15 protein-coding genes are annotated in these 17652 nt (G+C 71.5%); 7 read left to right on the top strand and 8 right to left on the bottom strand.

Going from position 1 to position 17652, the window contains the following annotated elements; translation table 11 throughout:
- Positions 1-339: 339 nt before the first annotated feature.
- The 5 genes from P3T29_RS29015 to P3T29_RS28995 all read left to right on the top strand — a co-directional run bounded on the left by P3T29_RS29015 (position 340) and on the right by P3T29_RS28995 (position 7296).
- On the top strand, positions 340-2349 hold the full coding sequence (locus P3T29_RS29015; protein ID WP_280719641.1) for a hypothetical protein: 2010 nt from the start codon (positions 340-342) through the stop codon (positions 2347-2349).
- A 110-nt stretch (positions 2350-2459) separates the two neighbouring features.
- The gene (locus P3T29_RS29010) at positions 2460-4229 is read left to right on the top strand and encodes a hypothetical protein (RefSeq protein ID WP_280719640.1); all 1770 of its coding nucleotides are present in this window, start codon (positions 2460-2462) and stop codon (positions 4227-4229) included.
- Between the two features lie 121 nt (positions 4230-4350).
- Complete coding sequence (locus P3T29_RS29005) at positions 4351-5322, top strand: class I SAM-dependent methyltransferase (protein ID WP_280719639.1); 972 nt, start codon at positions 4351-4353, stop codon at positions 5320-5322.
- Positions 5323-5414: 92 nt separating this feature from the next.
- Positions 5415-6344 (top strand): YihY/virulence factor BrkB family protein, encoded by a 930-nt coding sequence (locus P3T29_RS29000; protein ID WP_280719638.1) that lies wholly within the window; start codon positions 5415-5417, stop codon positions 6342-6344.
- A gap of 103 nt (positions 6345-6447) precedes the next feature.
- Positions 6448-7296: a class I SAM-dependent methyltransferase gene (locus P3T29_RS28995; RefSeq protein ID WP_280719637.1), complete on the top strand. Its 849-nt coding sequence runs from the start codon at positions 6448-6450 to the stop codon at positions 7294-7296.
- Positions 7297-7336: 40 nt separating this feature from the next.
- Here P3T29_RS28995 and P3T29_RS28990 read toward each other — a convergent pair whose 3' ends face one another.
- Positions 7337-8542, bottom strand: a complete 1206-nt coding sequence (locus P3T29_RS28990) for a D-alanyl-D-alanine carboxypeptidase (protein ID WP_280719647.1) — start codon at positions 8540-8542, stop codon at positions 7337-7339.
- 225 nt (positions 8543-8767) lie between these two features.
- Here P3T29_RS28990 and P3T29_RS28985 point away from each other — a divergent pair, with 225 nt between their 5' ends.
- The gene (locus P3T29_RS28985) at positions 8768-9016 is read left to right on the top strand and encodes a hypothetical protein (RefSeq protein WP_280719636.1); all 249 of its coding nucleotides are present in this window, start codon (positions 8768-8770) and stop codon (positions 9014-9016) included.
- 59 nt (positions 9017-9075) lie between these two features.
- Here the strand turns inward: P3T29_RS28985 and P3T29_RS28980 are convergent, their stop codons facing one another.
- From P3T29_RS28980 to sdhC, 4 genes are read right to left on the bottom strand one after another with little or no spacing between them, the layout of a single operon-like run.
- A complete protein-coding gene (locus tag P3T29_RS28980) occupies positions 9076-9849 on the bottom strand; it encodes a succinate dehydrogenase iron-sulfur subunit (RefSeq protein ID WP_280719635.1) in 774 nt (257 codons plus the stop codon).
- Positions 9849-11591 (bottom strand): succinate dehydrogenase flavoprotein subunit, encoded by a 1743-nt coding sequence (sdhA, locus tag P3T29_RS28975; protein WP_280719634.1) that lies wholly within the window; start codon positions 11589-11591, stop codon positions 9849-9851. Before sdhA ends, P3T29_RS28980 begins: the two co-directional genes overlap by 1 nt.
- A gap of 34 nt (positions 11592-11625) precedes the next feature.
- Positions 11626-12123: a succinate dehydrogenase, hydrophobic membrane anchor protein gene (gene sdhD, locus P3T29_RS28970; RefSeq protein ID WP_280719646.1), complete on the bottom strand. Its 498-nt coding sequence runs from the start codon at positions 12121-12123 to the stop codon at positions 11626-11628.
- A gap of 5 nt (positions 12124-12128) precedes the next feature.
- Positions 12129-12509, bottom strand: a complete 381-nt coding sequence (sdhC, locus tag P3T29_RS28965) for a succinate dehydrogenase, cytochrome b556 subunit (protein ID WP_280719633.1) — start codon at positions 12507-12509, stop codon at positions 12129-12131.
- A gap of 244 nt (positions 12510-12753) precedes the next feature.
- Between sdhC and P3T29_RS28960 the strand changes: the two genes are divergently transcribed.
- Complete coding sequence (locus tag P3T29_RS28960) at positions 12754-13476, top strand: hypothetical protein (protein ID WP_280719632.1); 723 nt, start codon at positions 12754-12756, stop codon at positions 13474-13476.
- A gap of 68 nt (positions 13477-13544) precedes the next feature.
- Here the strand turns inward: P3T29_RS28960 and P3T29_RS28955 are convergent, their stop codons facing one another.
- The 3 genes from P3T29_RS28955 to P3T29_RS28945 form a co-directional block, all read right to left on the bottom strand.
- Entirely contained in the window at positions 13545-14045 is a 501-nt protein-coding gene (locus tag P3T29_RS28955) for a 2-oxo-4-hydroxy-4-carboxy-5-ureidoimidazoline decarboxylase (RefSeq protein WP_280719645.1), read from the bottom strand.
- Positions 14046-14435: 390 nt separating this feature from the next.
- Entirely contained in the window at positions 14436-15176 is a 741-nt protein-coding gene (locus tag P3T29_RS28950; RefSeq protein ID WP_280719631.1) for an SDR family oxidoreductase, read from the bottom strand.
- 150 nt (positions 15177-15326) lie between these two features.
- Complete coding sequence (locus P3T29_RS28945; protein ID WP_280719630.1) at positions 15327-17393, bottom strand: S53 family peptidase; 2067 nt, start codon at positions 17391-17393, stop codon at positions 15327-15329.
- Between the last annotated feature and the right edge of the window lie 259 nt (positions 17394-17652).

Here is a 17652-nt window from a genome sequence, read left to right as displayed (position 1 = left end):
CCTGCACGCCCTCACCCTGCTCCCCGGCGCACTGCGCCACCGCAACCACGACGGCGCCCGCCAACTCGCCAAACACGCCTTCACCCAGTCCTGACCTGGTAGGTGTGGCACTCGATCAGCCACAGACAGGGGTGCGAGGTTCTGTTGATCGACTGCGTGCGCGAAATCGGAAGGTACGGCGCCGTCACTTCCGGTCTCGCGCAGTTCTGCTCCTAGGCCGTCCGGGTGGATCCCCGCATCCTCCCCGCGGCCCGGTCGTTGCGCAGGCCGCAGTGCCCGTAGGACTGCCCGGCGCCGCCCCGGCGGGTCCCGGTTCCCCTCCGACGGAAGCCGACCAGCATGCCGGATGCGGACACCGCAGCCCCCGCAGACCCCGATCTCCGCCCCGGCCGCCCATCCGGCGGCCGCCGCTGGTGGGCCCCGGCGCTGGCCGTCGTCCTGCTCGGCGCGCCGCCGCTGTTCCACGCGGTCGGCGCGGACTTGGTCACCCTCGCCCTGCTCTGGGGTGCCACCGCGCTCCAGTTCCGCTCCCGGCTCACCGTGCTGGACCGGCTGGTGCTCGCCGCCGGGCTGCTCACCGGCTGGTGCTGCCTGCTCGGCGTACTCGCCTCGTACTGGCCGTGGGGCCTGCGACCGGTCGCCCTCGGTGAGGCGACGGCACTGCCGCTCGCACTTCTGCTGCTGACGGTCAACCGGCAGCTGGCCGTCCGGCCCGACCTCCGGCGCCGGCTCCGACTGCCGCTCGGCGACTGCCTGTTGCTGCTGGTGCTGGCCGCCGCCGGGTGGTTCTACCTCCGCCCGCTGCTCACCGTGGGCGTCACGGGCCGGCTCGCCGCGCTCTACCACGGTGAGGACCTGGCCCGGCACTTCGCCCTGTACGACAGCGTGCTGCGGTTCGGCGGCTACCTCACCGTCCACCGCGCGCAGGCTGCCGTCACCCTGCAGGACGGCTTCCAGAGCTACCCGCAGGGCAGCCATCTGACCCTCGCGGTACTGACCGAGTTCGCCGACTCCGGTGCGGTGCCGCCGGATTCGCTGACCGCGCTCGGGACGTTCACCGTGTTGGCGGCCGGGGTGCTCACCGCCTTCGTCGGCGCGGTGCTCTGGGCCGTCCGCCGGGCCGCCGGGCCCGCCCTCGGCGAGTGGGCCGTGCTGCCGCTCTGCGTGGCGGTCGGCGGGTACCTCGTCCTGGTCGAGGCCACCCCGCTGCTGCTGGTCGGGTTCGAGAGCGAGCTGTTCGGGCTGGCGCTGTTCGTCCTGCTTGTCGCCCTGGTCTGCCGCCCGGTCGGCCGGGCGGGTGAACAGCTGCTGTTGCTCGGCTCGTTGACGGTCGGGATCGCCTTCTCGTACTACCTGCTGCTCGCCGCCGCCGGGCCGCTGCTGCTGGTCTGGGCGCTGGTGCACCGGCGCCGCTGGCGGCGGCTGTGGCCCGCTGCGGCGGTGACCGTCGTGCTGACGGGCGCCGCCGCAGCGCTGCCCGTGCTGGCGAACTGGAAGCAGGCCGGCTCGGCGGCGGTGCTGGTGCAGCCGGGCGGCGTCCTGCCGGTCAGCAGGCACCTGCTGTTGCCGCTGATCGCGCTGGCCGTCCTCGGCCTGCTCACCGGAGCGGCCCGGCGCAATGCCGTCCGGCGGGCCGCGCTCGGCGGGGTGGCGGTGGTCGGCGCCGTAGCGGTGGCGCTGATGCGGTACCAGGTGGCAGCCGCCGGGCGGACCTCGTACTACTACGAGAAGCTGCTGCACCCGCTCTTCGTGGTCACGCTGGTCGCGCTCGGCGCGGCCGCCGTGCCGCTGTGCGGAGCGCTCGGCCGCCGCCGGCTCCGGTGGCCGGGCCGGGCGGCATGGGCCGTCGCAGTCTCGGCCGCGCTCTTCCTCTCGCTGGCACTCAACGCCAAGCCGGACCACGGCGGGCCGACCAGCGCCGACGTCTACCGGCACGGCAAGCGCGCCGCCCCCGCCAGCGCGACCCTGGTCACCGCCGTGTACGCGACCCGCCCGGTGCCCGACCCCCGGATCGGCGTCCTGCTGGTCGATCCGCACGGCGGGGAGGACCCGCGCTTCGCCGAGGGCAACCTCTGGCTGGGTGTGCTGGCCCGCGACAACGGGCTCTCCTGGCGGGCCTGGATCTGGGGCCGCTGGCGCCGCTCGGCGCAGGAGATCGTCGACTTCGCGGACGCCTCGCCGGTGCCGCTGCGGGTCTACCTCGACGACCCCGCGCTGGCGGCCCAGACCGTCGGCCTGGCCGGGCCCGGGCGCCTGGGCAGGCTCGACGTGGCGCTGATCCGGTACGACGCGCAGGACCGTCCGGTCGTCGTTGACCCGTTCGAGGGAACTCCGTCCCAGCAGGAGTGACCCGTCCGGCGGGCCGTCGTTACGCCGGATGCAGTGCCGGAGGACTGCCCGGCGCAGCCCCGGCGCGTACGGGAGGACGTCCGGTTCACCTCCCGACGGAAGCGGACACCATGCCGGACGTGGCCATCGAGGCCCCCGACGAACCCCAGGCCCTCCCCGCCGATGCCCATGTCGATGCCGATCCGGACCCGGCCACCGGTTCGCCCCCGGCGCGCCGCCACCCCCGCACGCTGCTCGCGCCCCTCGGCGAGGCGGTCGTCGCGCTCGCCGTCGGGGTCGGGTTCATGGTCTGGGCCCGGAACATCAGCGTCGACCCGCTGATCCGGATCGGGCAGGTCAGCGGCCTCGCCAAACTCCAGTTCCGGGCCGCCCTGGTGGCCCTCCCGGTGCTCGCCGTCGTCCTGTACGCCGCGCACCGGGCCGACCGGCGGCACTATCGCCTGCTGCTCCGCCTGGGCTGCGCGGCCGTCGCCGGTCTGGGTACCGGCATCGTGGCGGGCGGCATCGCCGTCGCGCTGCGCGGCACCCCGTGGGGCCTCGGCGGGCAGGACGGCGACCCGGGCACCCTCCAGTCCTACGCCGAGTCGTTCCTGCGCGGCGAGGGGCTGCCCGACATCTACCCGCCCGGGTTCATCGTGCTGCTCGCGGAGTGGGCCAGGTACCTGCGGCACGGCCAGGTCGGCTTCGCCCTCAAGGACGTCCAACTCCTGCTCAGCGCCGTCTTCGGCCCGATCAGCTACCTGGCCTGGCGCAGCCTGCTCCGCCCGGCCTGGGCGCTCGCGGTGGCCCTGCCCGCGTCGATCCTCTTCCTCGACCCGATCCGCCCCTACAGCCACCTGGTGATGGTCGCGCTGGTGCCGGTGCTCGGCAGGCTGCTCACCGAGCTGACCCGGGTGCGCGGCCGGTCGGTCCGCTCCGCGCTGCTGCGCGGCGCGGCGATCGGGGTGGTGCTGGGGGTGCTCTTCCTCACCTACTCGGGCTGGTTCGTCTGGTCCGTGCCCGGCGTGCTGGTGGTGACGCTCGCGCTCGTCCCCTGGCGGCACGGCCGCGCCGCGCTGGTCCGGGCCGCCGCGCTGCTCGGGGCGGCCGGTGTCACCGCCGGGTTGGTCGGCGCGTCGCTGCTGCTGCGGATGGTCGCGAACGGCGCGAACGCCGTCGACCGGTACGCGTACTTCGACGTCTACGTCGACCCGGGGTACGTGATGGGCTGGCGCTCCGACCGCTCCGGCTGGCCCGCCTCCTGGGCCTGGCCGCCGCCCGGCGGGCTGGCCGGCCAGGACGCCGTCACGCTGCTCGTCCTGGCCGGGCTGGCGCTGGCGCTGGCGCTCGGGCTGCGCCGCCCGCCGGTGATCGCCGCGCTCGGCTGCCTGGCCAGTGCCTGGGTGCTGCGCTTCTGGTTCGCCGGGCACATGCAGCGGGACCAGGCGGTGATGCTCTATCCGCGCACCACCTGGTTGATCCTCTACTGCCTGCTCACCCTCACCGTGCTCGCCGCGATGCTGGTGGCCGGTGGCGTCGGCGGGGCCTGGCGCCGACTGACGGTCCGTCAGCAGGTGCGCCTGCCACGCTTCCTCGGCCGGCGGCTGGCGGCCGGTTCGCTCTGCGGTCTCGCGCTGTTCGGCGCGATGGCCGCCTCCTGGTCCGCCAACCGCTACATGCCGACCGACCCCGAGCAGCACACTATGGGCCTGGATGCCTGGCGCTCCCACACCCTGGAGCGCGCCGACGGCAGCTGCCCGCTCTACGCCCCCGGCCACACCTGCGCGCCCCCGCACGCGCTCGGGCGCCCGCAGGACAGCAAGGACACCCGGCTCTGGTGCGGCGGGGTCTCCTTCCAGAACTGGACGGCCTACTGCGGCGGCCGGCCCCCGAGCGGGTGACCCCGGTCAATCCCGCATCGCCGCCTTAGCCCGGCGGCGTCGCTACCTGGCGGGACCCGGCTCGTTCAGCACGGCGGACCGTCCCCTCACGGTCCGCCGTTTCAGTGAAGGAGCAGCTCGCATGACCGGAACCGGTCTGACCGCCGAAGCCCCCAAGCCCGTCGAACCGGCCGTGCTGGGCGATGTCCCTGGCTGGTTCTGGGACCTCGACCGGCACGCCTTCGACTGGTTCCTCGACCGTCAGGAGATCACCGGCCTGACCGGTGACCTGCTGGAGCTGGGCGCCTACCTCGGCCGCAGCGCCATCGTGCTGGGCCGTCACCTGCGGGACGGCGAGAAGTTCACGGTCTGCGACCTCTTCGACTCGGACGCGCCCGACGAGGAGAACGCCGCCGAGATGGTGATGTCCTACCGGCGGACCCTCACCCGGGAGGCGTTCGAGACCAACTACCTGGCCTTCCACGACGAACTCCCGACCCTGATCCAGGCCCCGACCTCGGTGCTCGCCGACGGGCGGATCAAGGCGGGCAGCTGCCGCTTCGTCCACGTCGACGCCTCGCACCTGTACGAGCACGTGGCGGGCGACATCCAGGTGGCCCGCGCCGCGCTCAAGCCCCAGGGGGTGCTGGTGCTGGACGACTACCGCTCCGCGCACACCCCCGGGGTCGCCGCCGCGACCTGGGAGGCGGTGTTCAACCACGGGCTGCGGCCGATCTGCCTCACCGAGTGCAAGTTCTACGGCACCTGGGGCGACCCGGAGCCGCTCCAGCGCGAACTGCTCCGGTCCTCCGGCGGCGCCGACGGCTGCCACGTCAGCACGGACACCATCGCCGGGCAGCGGGTGCTCCGGCTCGGTGGCGGGCCGAACCGCAGCCCCGACTTCCCGGTCTCCCGGCACCACGACCGGATCGCCGAGCAAGCCGAGCTGCTCGCGGCCGAGGACGCGGCCGAGCGGGCCGCCCAGGATCTCGCCGACCGCCGGGCCGCCGCTGCCGCCGCCCGCAGGCCCGCCACGGTGGCCAGGAAGGCCGCGCTGGATCTCCTCCCGCCGGTGTTCGTCGGCGCCCTCCGCCGGGCGCGCCGTCAGGACTGAGGCCGCTTTCCGTGGGATATACAGGTGGAATTGTCTCGTTCGTCGCCTACGGCTCGGTCGCCTACGGGCGCTTCGGCAGGGCAGGAGCGCCCGTGGAATTCCTGACCCGGCTGCCGCTGATCGGCCCCCTCGCCGCCAGGCTGCTCCGCAGCCGGCCCTATCTGGCGTACGCCCACTTCACCGACGCCAAGGGCAACCGGCTCGCCGGAGCGGTCACCTTCTTCGGCTTCCTCGCGCTCTTCCCGCTGCTCACCGTCGCCCTGGCGGTCGCCGTGGCCGTCCTGAACGACTCCCAGATCCACCAGCTGCAGAACAAGATCTCCGAGCAGGTCCCCGGCCTCTCCAGCTCCCTCGACCTGCCGGGCCTGGTCGCCAACGCCGGGACGATCGGGCTGGTCAGCGGCGTGCTGCTGCTGCTCTCCGGGCTCGGCTGGGTGAATACCATGCGCGGCAGCATCCGCGACATCTGGCAGCTGCCTGAGGAGCCGGGCAACATGCTGCTGCACAAGATCTGGGACTGCCTGGTGCTGCTCGGCCTCGGCCTGGTCACGGCGGTCTCGCTGGGCGCCTCCGCCGTCGCGGTCACGCTGGCCAGGCGCAGCGCGGGCTGGCTCGGACTGGGCGGCGCCGCCGGTCAGTACCTGCTCGGCGGCGCCGGCTTCCTGATCGCGGTCGGCGCCGGCACGGTGCTGTTCGCCTACCTGCTCGCGCCCTTCCCGAGGATCCCCGGCCAGCAGCGCCGGGACGTGCTCCAGGCGGCACTGATCGGTGCGGTGGGGTTCGAGCTGCTCAAGCAGCTGCTCTCCTCCTACCTGGGCGGGGTGGCGGGCAGGAGCGTGTACGGCGCGTTCGGCGTCCCGGTGGCGCTGCTGCTGTGGATCAACTTCGTCAGCCGGCTGCTGATGTACTGCGTCTCCTGGACGGCCACGGCCGATCCGGCAGGCGCCCGCCGACGGGCCAGGGAGCACGCCCGGGCCGCGCTCGTCGTGGCGGCGGAACCGGACGACGCACCCCCTGTTTAAGACCCGTCGATGTGACTAGGATCACGCGCAATCCGGCCCCGACCCCCGGGTCGAGCACCACTCAGCGGCACACCCCCGAATGCCGCCGTTCATGGAGACACCTGTGACCGCTCCCACCCCCGCACCGCGCACCCCGGACGACGTCCCCGGCTGGTTCTGGAAGGTCGACCAGGAGGCCTTCGGCTGGCTGCTCGACCAGCAGACCGCAGCCGGCACGACCGGGGACATCCTGGAACTCGGCACCTATCTGGGCCGGAGTGCCGTGCTGCTCGGCAGCCATCTGCAACCCGGTGAGAAGTTCACCGTCTGCGACCTCTTCGACTCCACCGCCCCGGACGAGGAGAACGCCGCCGAGATGGTGATGTCCTACCGGAAGACCCTCACCCGGCAGGCGTTCGAGACCAACTACCTGGCCTTCCACGAGCGGCTGCCGGAGGTGATCCAGGCCCCGACCTCGGTGCTCGCCGACGGGCGGATCAAGGCGGGCAGCTGCCGCTTCGTCCACGTCGACGCCTCGCACCTGTACGAGCACGTGGCGGGCGACATCCAGGTGGCCCGCGCCGCGCTGGCCGAGGACGGCCTGGTGGTGCTGGACGACTACCGCTCCCCGCACACCCCGGGCGTCGCGGCGGCGGTCTGGGAGGCGGTGGCGGTGCACGGGCTGCGGCCGGTCTGCCTGACCCCCGAGAAGTTCTACGGCACCTGGGGTGACGCGGAGGCGGCCAAGAAGGCGCTGCTCGCCCGGGACTGGCGCGGCGAGGGCTTCCGCCAGGACGAGGACGTCATCGCCGGCACCACGGTCCACCGGCTCGCCTGGGACACCGTCACCGTCGCCGCCCCGCCCAATCGGCCGCAGCGGTCCGTGGTCCGGCGGCTCGCGCTCGACGTGCTGCCCCCGGCGGCGACCCGGGTCGCCCGCCGCGCCCTCCAGGCCACCCGCCGGGCCTCCTGACCTGGGCCTCCTGACTTGGACTCCTGGAGGGCGTCCGCCGTCACCTCCGCTGGAGCGCGGTCGCGCCCACCGGCTCCGGCACCGTGACCGGGCCGGCCAGCAGCAGCGTCCGGGTCCGGTACCGCCGCCGGCGTTGCTGGGCCTTCATCCGGAGCAGCGCGGCCGCAGCAGCGGCGACGCACACCCCGGCCGCCAGCCAGCCGACGGTGCCGACCCTGGCGGCGGTGGGCACGGTCGCGGCGGCGGGGGCGTGCACCCGGGCGGCCACTGCCGCCGCTGTCGCCGCCGTGGTCGCTGCGAGTGCCTTGGCCGACGACTGCGCCTGCACCGGCGCCTGCGCCTGCGCGGGGGTGGCCGGCTCGTCCACCAGCCGGCCCACCGGGGTGACCTTGCCCGCCGCCGCGAAGCCCCAGTCGAGCAGGGCGGCCGTCTCCTCGTACACCTTCATGTACGAGGACGGGTGCATCACGGTGACCAGCAGCGTCCGCCCGCCGCGCTCGGCGGCGCCGGCGAAGGTGGAGCCGGCGTTGGTGGTGTAGCCGTTCTTCACCCCGAGCAGCCCCGGGTACTTGCCCAGCAGACGGTCGGTGTTGGCGATGCCGAAGCTCGCGCGCTGCCCGGTGGTCCGGTCCACCCCGCCGGGGAACTGTGCGGTCTGGGTCGCGCAGTACGCCCGGAAGTCCGCGTTGCGCAGCCCGGCGCGGGCGAACAGCGTCAGGTCGTACGCTGAGGAGACCTGGCCGTCGTTGTCGTAGCCGTCGGGGGAGATCACGTGGGTGTCGTGGGCCTGCATGGCGTCCGCGCGGGCCTGCATCTGCGTGACGGTCTGCTCGACGCCGCCGTTCATGTTGGCGAGCACGTGCACCGCGTCGTTGCCGGAGGCCAGGAAGACCCCGCGCCAGAGGTCCTCCACCCGGTAGTCGAGGTCCTCCTTGACCCCCACCAGGCTGCTGCCCTCACCGAGCCCGGCGAGTTCGGTCAGGGAGACCCGGTGCACGGTGCTCCGGTCGAACTTGGGCAGAACGGTGTCCGCGAAGAGCATCTTCAGCGTGCTCGCGGGGGGCAGCCGCAGATGGGCGTTGTTCGACGCCAGGACCTCGCCCGTACCGGCGTCCGCCACCAGCCAGGACTGGCCGGTCAGATCGTCGGGAAGGGCGGGCGCCCCGGACTTGGGGGCCAGCTGCACGCCGGACAGTCCGAGCTGTTCGCCGCCGATCGTCGACCGGGCGGGGGGCGGGGCGTCCAGGGGGGCTCCGGCGGCTGCACAGAGCGAGACGGCTGCGGCGACTGCGGCGCAGCGGAGCGGCAACGGGGAGTGACGTACTTTCTGCACGGGGTGACCGTACCCAGGCGCCCCGCCGCAGGCCCGCCGCGCCGCCACAGTCCTTCGGACGAGTGTCGGTCGCAGGGCCGTCCGGCCCACTCCTCATACTGGGAGGCGACCACGCCCGGACCCGCCCAAGGACCCCTCATGAAGCTCAGCCGCCGTACCTCCTGGTTCCTCGCCGCCTTCGGCGTCTGGTCCATGATCATCTGGACCACCTTCGTCAAGAACCTCTGGCAGGACTCCGCGCACCAGGCTTTCACCAACGGCGACCACTCCCACCCCACCGCGTTCTTCTGGATCCACCTGACCCTCGCCGTCACGTCCTTCGTCCTCGGCGTCGCAGTGGGCGTGGTCGGCCTCCGTGGCGTGCGGGCGGGTCGCGCGGCCGAGTAGGCCACAACGCCGAGGGCCCGTCCGGTCGAAACCGGACGGGCCCTCAGTCGTTCAAGAACCTAGAAGCGACGGGTGACGAGCGCCCGCTTCACTTCCTGGATCGCCTTGGTGACCTCGATGCCACGGGGGCAGGCCTCCGAGCAGTTGAAGGTGGTCCGGCAGCGCCAGACGCCCTCGCGGTCGTTGAGGATCTCGAGGCGCTGCTCGGCGCCCTCGTCACGCGAGTCGAAGATGAAGCGGTGCGCGTTGACGATGGCCGCCGGGCCGAAGTACTGGCCGTCGTTCCAGAAGACCGGGCAGGACGACGTGCACGCGGCGCACAGGATGCACTTGGTGGTGTCGTCGAACCGCTCGCGGTCCTCGGCCGTCTGCAGGCGCTCGCGGGTCGGCTCGTTCCCCTTGGTGATGAGGAACGGCATGACGTCCTTGTACGCCTGGAAGAACGGGTCCATGTCCACGATCAGGTCCTTGAGGACCGTCAGGCCCTTGATGGCCTCGATCGTGATCGGCTTCTCCGGGTTGACGTCCTTGAGGAGCGTCTTGCAGGCGAGCCGGTTGCGGCCGTTGATCCGCATCGCGTCCGAGCCGCAGATGCCGTGCGCGCAGGAACGGCGGTAGGTGAGGGTGCCGTCCTGCTCCCACTTGATCTTGTTGAGCGCGTCCAGGACGCGCTCCTTCGGGTCCATCTCCAGCTGGTAGTCGACCCACACCGGGTCCGGGTGCTCCTCCGGGTTGAACCGGCGGATCCGGACCGTGACGGTGATCAGCTTGACGCCGCCCAGCTCAGCCGCGTCCAGAGCGGCCGAGTGCTTCTCCACAGTCGGAGTGCTCATCAGTACTTACGCTCCATCGGCTGGTAGCGGGTCGTGACGACCGGCTTGTAGTCGAGGCGGATGGAGGTGGTGCCGTCAGCGGCCACCTCCTGGTACGCCATGGTGTGCTGCATGAACTTCTTGTCGTCGCGGGTCGGGAAGTCCTCGCGGTAGTGACCGCCGCGCGACTCCTCACGGGCCAGCGCGGAGACCGCCAGCACCTCGGCCAGGTCGAGCAGGTTGCCCAGCTCCACGGCCTCCAGGAGGTCCGTGTTGTAACGCTGGCCCTTGTCCTGGATCGCGACGTTCTTGTACCGCTCGCGCAGCGCGGCGATGTCCGCGACGGCCGCCTTCAGGGTGTCGCCGGTGCGGTAGACCATGGCGTTGGTGTCCATGGACTCCTGCAGCTCCTTGCGGATCTGCGCGACCGACTCCGTCCCGGTGGACTCGCGCAGGCCGTCGACCAGCGCCTGCACCTTCTCGGCCGGGTTCTCGGGCAGCTCGGTGTAGTCCACCGTCTCGGCGTAGTTCGCGGCGGCGATGCCGGCCCGCTTGCCGAAGACGTTGATGTCCAGCAGCGAGTTGGTGCCCAGGCGGTTGGCGCCGTGCACCGAGACGCAGGCGACCTCGCCGGCCGCGTACAGGCCGGGCACCACGTCGGTGTTGTTGCGCAGCACCTCGCCCTCGACATTGGTCGGGATGCCGCCCATGGCGTAGTGCGCGGTGGGCTGGATCGGGATCGGGTCCGTGTAGGGCTCGATGCCGAGGTACGTGCGCGCGAACTCCGTGATGTCCGGGAGCTTGGCGTCCAGCTGCTCCGGCGGAAGGTGCGTCAGGTCCAGGTAGACGTGGTCGCCGTCCGGGCCGCAGCCGCGACCCTCGCGGATCTCGGTGTAGATGGCACGCGAGCAGACGTCACGGGACGCGAGGTCCTTCATGACGGGGGCGTAGCGCTCCATGAAGCGCTCGCCGTCCTTGTTGCGCAGGATGCCACCCTCGCCACGCGCACCCTCGGTGAGCAGGATGCCCATCCGCCAGATGCCCGTCGGGTGGAACTGGAAGAACTCCATGTCCTCCAGCGGCAGGCCGCGGCGGTAGACCAGGGCCTGGCCGTCACCGGTGAGGGTGTGGGCGTTGGAGGTCACCTTGAAGAACTTGCCGGTGCCGCCGGAGGCGAAGACCACGGACTTCGCCTGGAAGACGTGGATCTCACCGGTCGCCAGCTCGTACGCCACAACGCCGGCGGTCTTGCCGTCGTTGATCAGCAGGTCGAGGACGTAGAACTCGTTGAAGAACTCGACGCCGTGCTTGACGCAGTTCTGGAACAGCGTCTGCAGGATCATGTGGCCGGTGCGGTCCGCCGCGTAGCAGGAGCGGCGCACGGGCGCCTCACCGTGGTTGCGGGAGTGACCGCCGAAGCGGCGCTGGTCGATCCGGCCCTGCTCGGTGCGGGAGAAGGGGAGACCCATCTTCTCCAGGTCGAGGACGGCGTCGATGGCTTCCTTGCACATGATCTCGGCAGCGTCCTGGTCGACCAGGTAGTCACCACCCTTGACCGTGTCGAAGGTGTGCCACTCCCAGTTGTCCTCCTCGACGTTGGCGAGGGCGGCGCACATGCCGCCCTGAGCCGCGCCGGTGTGCGAACGCGTGGGGTACAGCTTGGTCAGCACGGCGGTGCGGCTGCGCTGGGTCGACTCGATGGCCGCGCGCATGCCGGCGCCGCCGGCGCCGACGATGACGGTGTCGTACTTGTGAATCTGCATGGGTTTGTCTGCTCGCCTCTGGGTTCTACGCCGATTAGATGTTCGGGTCGAAGGTGAAGATCACCAGGGTGCCGAGCAGAACCGTGAAGACGGTCGCAGCACCCATCAGGGTCTTCAGCCAGAGACGCGTGGAGTCCTTCTCGGCGTAGTCGTTGATGACCGTGCGCATGCCGTTGGAGCCGTGCAGCATGGCCAGCCAGAGCATCAGGAGGTCCCAGCCCTGCCAGAACGGCGAGGCCCAGCGGCCCGCCACGAAGGCGAAGCCGATCTTGGAGACACCGCCGTCGAGCACCAGCATGATCAGCAGGTGGCCGAGGATCAGCACCACCAGCACGACACCCGACAGGCGCATGAAGAGCCAGGCGAGCATCTCGAAGTTGGTCCGGGTGCGGCGCGGAGTCTTCTTGGTACGAGTCCGGGGGGGCTCGACCACGAAGGCGTCGGCCGGGTTGCCGGTGCCGAGGCCCTGGCCGGTGTGGGCCTGGGCGGAGGCGACGACGACGTCGTCGGTGTACGTGTAGTCCGTCTGCATGTCCGTCACTTCCCGAACCAGCTAGTCAGGGTGTGCTGGAGGATCGGGTAGAAGGCGCCGGCCATCAGGACGACCCAGACACCCACCACGGACCACAGCATCTGCTTCTGGTACTTCGGGCCCTTGGACCAGAAGTCCACCGCCACGACCCGGAGGCCGTTCAGCGCGTGGAACAGGATGGCGGCGGTGAGGCCGTACTCCATCAGGTTCACGAGCGGCGTCTTGTACGTCTGAATGACGGAGTCGTAAGCCTGGGGAGACACTCGCACGAGTGCGGTGTCGAGGACATGGGCGAACAGGAAGAAGAAAATGAGGACGCCGGTGACTCGATGAGCCACCCAACTCCACATGCCTTCCCGGCCGCGGTACAGCGTTCCAGCCGGCACGGAAAACCCTCCGGAAGCGGATTGGGGGCTCGGCCGGCTTCGGTGTCGGTCAGCCCGGCCGGGTACGGTCCTCCGGCCGCGAGCATCCTATCGACGCCGTGCGGCCCACCGCCTCCGGGGGTGTCAGGTGTGATCAAACAGGCACTCTCGGCCTAATAAATAGGGACTATGTCACGCTGGGTGCCCGTCTGCCTGCGCTACGGTGACCGCCTGCCCGCCGCCGGACCACTCGACGAGGACTTCCGTGTCGCACCGACTCACCCCGTTCGCCGCTCTCTGCTTAGTTCTCACCGCCGGCTGCACCACCGTGGGGGGCTCGGCCGACCAGGCCGCCGCCTCGCGCGAGCTCACCGCCGCGCAGCTGCGCGCCGCCGTGCTCTCGGACGCCGACCTCGGCGCCGGTTACACCGTCACGGTGATGACGCCCTCGCCCGGTGCCGCCGCGGCGGACACCGGCCGGGAGACGGCGGACGTACCCGCCTGCCAGCCCGTCCTGGACGCCGTCGCCCAGACCAACCCGGCCGCCGGGCCGCTGGCCGAGACCGACCTGAGTGTCACCTCGGCGGCGGCTCCCGAGGCCGGCGTGTACGCGGGCCTGCTCGCCTTCCAGGCCGGGCGCGCCGCGACGATCCAGACGGACCTGGACAAGGTGCTGGCCCAGTGCACGGCCTTCACCTCCACCGGCAGCGGCGGCAAGGGCGTGTCGGCCGCGCACCAGGGCGTCCGCACCAGACACCGGCTGACCCGGCTCGACACGCCCACCCCTGAGGGAGCGGACGGCGCCACCGCGTTCACCCTGACGAATGAATCCGGGACCGGGACACTGCTCCAGCGAGCCCTGCTCGCGCGCACCGGCACGGCGCTGGCGGTCTTCAGCACGGTGGGGTCGGGCAAGGAGCAGGCCGCCGCGCCGGACGACAAGGTCGTCCGTACCCAGCTGGCCAAGCTCCGCACCGCGCAGCGGTAGGGACCGCCGACCGCCGACAGCCAGGGGCGCGAGGCAGAGCCCCGCGCCCCTGCTGGTGGCCCAAGTGCCTATCTGGTGACGCTCGCCCCCGAGTAGTGCGTGGCGACCAGGTGTTCCAGCCTGGTCAGCGCTATCCGGCGGAGTTCCTCGGCCGCGACGAGCCGTTCCTCGTCCGGTTCGTTGGCCAGCCTGGCGCGGAGCGAGCTGAGCACCGTGTCGAGCATCTCCTCGGGGGCGATGCCCTCCAGGCAGACCACGAAGACGTGGCCGAACCGGGCCTCGTACGCCGCGTGTGCCGCCCGCAGCGCGGTGTGCGCGGCCTGGCTGCCGGGCGCGCGCATCCCCAGCAGGGGCTGCGGCATCCAGCTCTCGTCCGCCAGCGCCTCGGCCAGATCGGCCGCTCGCAGGTCGTAGGAGGCTTCGCTCGCGGCGGCGAGGAGTGACTCTATGTCGGGATACGGGCGGTGGGCGGTGAGCCGGATGGCCCAACGGTGGCTGCCGCAGCAGGCCAGCAGGGCCTCCTCGGCTGCGCCGGGGTCGGCCTCGTTGAAACGGTGAAGCCCGAGCAGGGACGGCACCAGCAGCGTGTCCGGGGTCGGATCGGGACGCTGCGGCGGGATGTCGCTGGCCAGCGGGTCCTCCTCGTGAGGGCGGGAAGGGGCGTCAGGTCCTCCACAGGCATGGAGCACCGGCCGGGATGGGTCCTGCAGTCGTGACGGCAGTGACGAACGTAGGTGCTGTGCGGTAGCGCGACGTGCCATGGAGAGGAGGGCCGGGACAGACCGAACACGCTCCGGCCGGGCAGCGGCACCACGGTAGTTGAGGGCTAATCAGTTGGGGAGGGAGCGCGCCGAATTCACCCGATCGAGCTATCAAGTTGTGACGTTGACACTTGCAGGTCAGCCCCCGATGAGCTGTCCCCGGTGGGCGCGCTCCCTCCTCGGAGTTCCGCCTGGCGGCTACCCCCGGTGCACCTTGTGGTTGGCGGCCTGGGCGCGGGGGCGGACCACCAGGAGGTCGATGTTGACGTGCGGGGGCCTGGTGACGGCCCAGGAGACGGTGTCCGCGACGTCCTCGGAGGTGAGCGGCTCGGCGACCCCCGCGTACACCGCTGCGGCCTTCGCCTCGTCACCCCGGAAGCGGGTGACCGCGAAGCCCTCGGACTTCACCATGCCCGGCGCGATCTCGATGACCCGGACGGGCTCGCCGCACAGCTCAAGCCGGAGCGTCCCGGCGATGCTGTGCGCTGCGGCCTTCGCCGCGATGTACCCGCCGCCGCCCTCGTACGAGGCCAGCGCCGCCGTCGAGGAGAGGATCAGGACCGTGCCGTCGCCGGTCGCCCGCAGGGCGGGCAGCAGGGCCTGGGTCATGTGCAGCACCCCGAGCACGTTCACCTCGTACATCGCCCGCCAGTCGGCCGGGTCGCCCTGCTCGACCGACTCGGCGCCGAACGCCCCGCCGGCGTTGTTGATCAGTACGTCCACCCGCCCGATCCCGGCCGCGAACGCGTCCACCGCCGCCCGGTCGGTCACGTCCAGCGTCCAGGCCCGTCCGCCGATCTCCTTGGCCAGTGCCTCGATCCGCTCGGTACGGCGGGCCGTCAGCACCACGTCGAATCCGTCGGCCGCGAGCCGCCGCGCCGTCGCCGCGCCGATCCCGCTGCTCGCACCGGTGACCACGGCCACCTTCTGCTCGGTCATTGCCACTCCCTTGGAACGCTCACTTCGGTCACCTGATCATCTCAACGGCCCGCACGCGCCCGCTCATGGGCCGGTCCCGCAGCCGCCGGAAAACGCCGCAAGGCCCGGAGCCGAAGCTCCGGGCCTTGCGGTTGATCAGTCGATCAGTGATCAGTGGTGCAGCTGGAACGACTTCAGGAAGTCGTTGCCGGGGGAGCCGACACCGGTCGCGGTGTCGTAGCCCTTGCCCGCGGCCAGACCGAAGTCGCCCGCGATCTTGTACAGGCGGACCTTGAGGGTGCCGCCGACCATGCCGAGGTCGACTACGTTGCCGAACTTGTTGTGCACGGCCGAGTCGTTCACGTCGTGGAACGCCTTGGTGCCGGCCCGGTCGTAGATCGACGGGTTGGCGAAGCCGATCGCACGGCCGCCGCGCTCCTGGATGGCGTTGGCCTGCATGGCCGCGAACTCCGGAGCGGCCACCGAGGTGCCGCCGTAGCCGCCCTCGCTGTACTGGTGGGTGGTGGCGTCGGTGTAGCCGACCAGGGTGGCGGCGACCAGGTCACCGCTCATCGCGACGTCCGGGGTGGCACGCAGCGGGGTCTTGGACTTGACGCCGTTGACGGCCGTCTTCGAGATGGCGTCCGGGACGACACCCTTCTGGTACCACGGCTGCTGGAAGTCGGCCGAAACGCCGCCGCCACCACCGAAGTAGAAGAAGCCGGGCATCGGAGCCCAGGACTTCTGGTCGGCCGAGAGCAGCGAGCGACGGTCACCCATCGACACCTCGTTGCCGTACTTGCCCGACTTGTCGGCCAGCTCGAGCGCGGTGCCACCGACCGAGGTGATCCACGGCGAGGCGGACGGCCAGTCGGCCTGCGCCTGGTTGGTGTCGGCCTGGCAGTTCACACCGGTCTTCGCGGCGGCCGGCGAGCTGTCGCCGCAGTCACCGCTGGAGAAGGTGAAGCCGATGCCCTCGACGGCGCCGAGCTCGAAGACCTGGCTGTCGGCCTTGACGACGGCGGGGTCGATGTCGCCGCTCTTGCCGTGCATGATCTCGCCCCACGAGTTGGAGACGATGTCGGCCAGGTGGTTGTCGACGACCGTCGCCATCGCGGCGTTGAGGTCACCGTCGTTGCACGAGTTGGCACCGACGTAGGTGATCTGGGCGTCGGGCGCGAGCCCGTGCACCATCTCGACGTCGAGCGCCTGCTCGCCGGACCAGTCGCCGCAGTCCTTCTGACCCGTCCACTTGGCCGGGGTGACGACCTGCTGGTACTGCCCCTTCGCGAACGGCTTGTCACCGTGCAGCTGGGAGAAGTGGTTGGCGTCCTGCTCCATGGTGGAGAGGCCGTAGGCGTCGATGATGGCGACCCGGGCACCCTTGCCGGTGACCTTCGCGTCCGTCACGCCGTACGCCTTGCGCAGCTGCGCGGGGGTGTACGAGCAGGGAGCGAACGGCTCGTTCTTCTCGTAGCCCGCCGGAGCGCCGGTGGCGACCTTGCTGCCGTAGCCGTTGTCCGAGCAGGTCGGCGTGGTCGGCAGGCCGGCGGCCGGCTTCTTGCTGTCGGCCATCACGTTCGGGGCCACGGCGGCGGACGAGGCGTTCAGCTTCGCCTCCGCCTCGTTCACCGAGACGGCGTTGGAGATGACGTTGTGGTTGGCGCTGGTGAGGCCACCGACGGCCATCACGGCGTCGGCCACGGCGGCGGGCACCACGGCGTCGCTGGCCGGGGCGGTCTCGATGCCGGCGGCCGTGCGGTACGAGTGGAACGAGGTGCCGAACGCCTTGGCGAGGGCGGCGGTGTTGCCCGCGACCTCGAGGTAGTGCGGAGTGGTCTCGGTGACGGTGAGACCGGCGCCGTGCACCCAGTTGGTGACGGCCTTGACCTGCGCGGCGGTGGCGCCGAAGCGGGCCTTGGCGTCGGCGGCGGAGAGGAACTTCCCGTAGGAGTCCGAGCTCACGTCCGAGACGGCCTTGGCGAGGGCGGCCAGACCGGCCTGGTCCTGGCCGGCCAGGTAGATCCGCGCGGTGGCGGGGGCCGAGTCGGCGACTGCGCCCGCGTCCGCCTGCGGGGTGGCGAAGGCGGGGTGGCTGCCCTGGAGCTGCTTGGCGGTCTCGTTCACCGGGGTGGCGGCGACGGAGGGACTGGCGACCGCGAGCGTTCCCAGGATCAGCGCGGTGGCGGCGGGTGCCGCGACGGCTATCCGGGAGAGCCGGCTGCGTGCTGCTGGCACGTGGGTTCCCCACTTCTCGGTATGGACGGACCGTCATGCGCCTTCGTGAGGGCATGACGGAGCGGGCCACGGCCAGTGAGCAGCCATGACACCGAAGTTGACTGTGCGCCTGATGTTTATTCGGACAGACGTGCGTAGCTCAAGGCTTTGAACCAAAGCTTTGCCAGCACATGACCTAAGGGCCGGACAAATGGGTCTTTGACGCGCGTAGCGCGGCCTCGTCGCATCCCGTCCGGGCGGCGTCCATCTCCCGGTCACC

Origin of the sequence: Kitasatospora sp. MAP5-34, from assembly GCF_029894335.1 — a bacterium.
In the GTDB taxonomy this organism is placed as follows: domain Bacteria; phylum Actinomycetota; class Actinomycetes; order Streptomycetales; family Streptomycetaceae; genus Kitasatospora.
The sequence above is the reverse complement of the archived record's forward strand: the minus strand, read 5'-3'. Positions and strand labels throughout refer to the sequence as shown.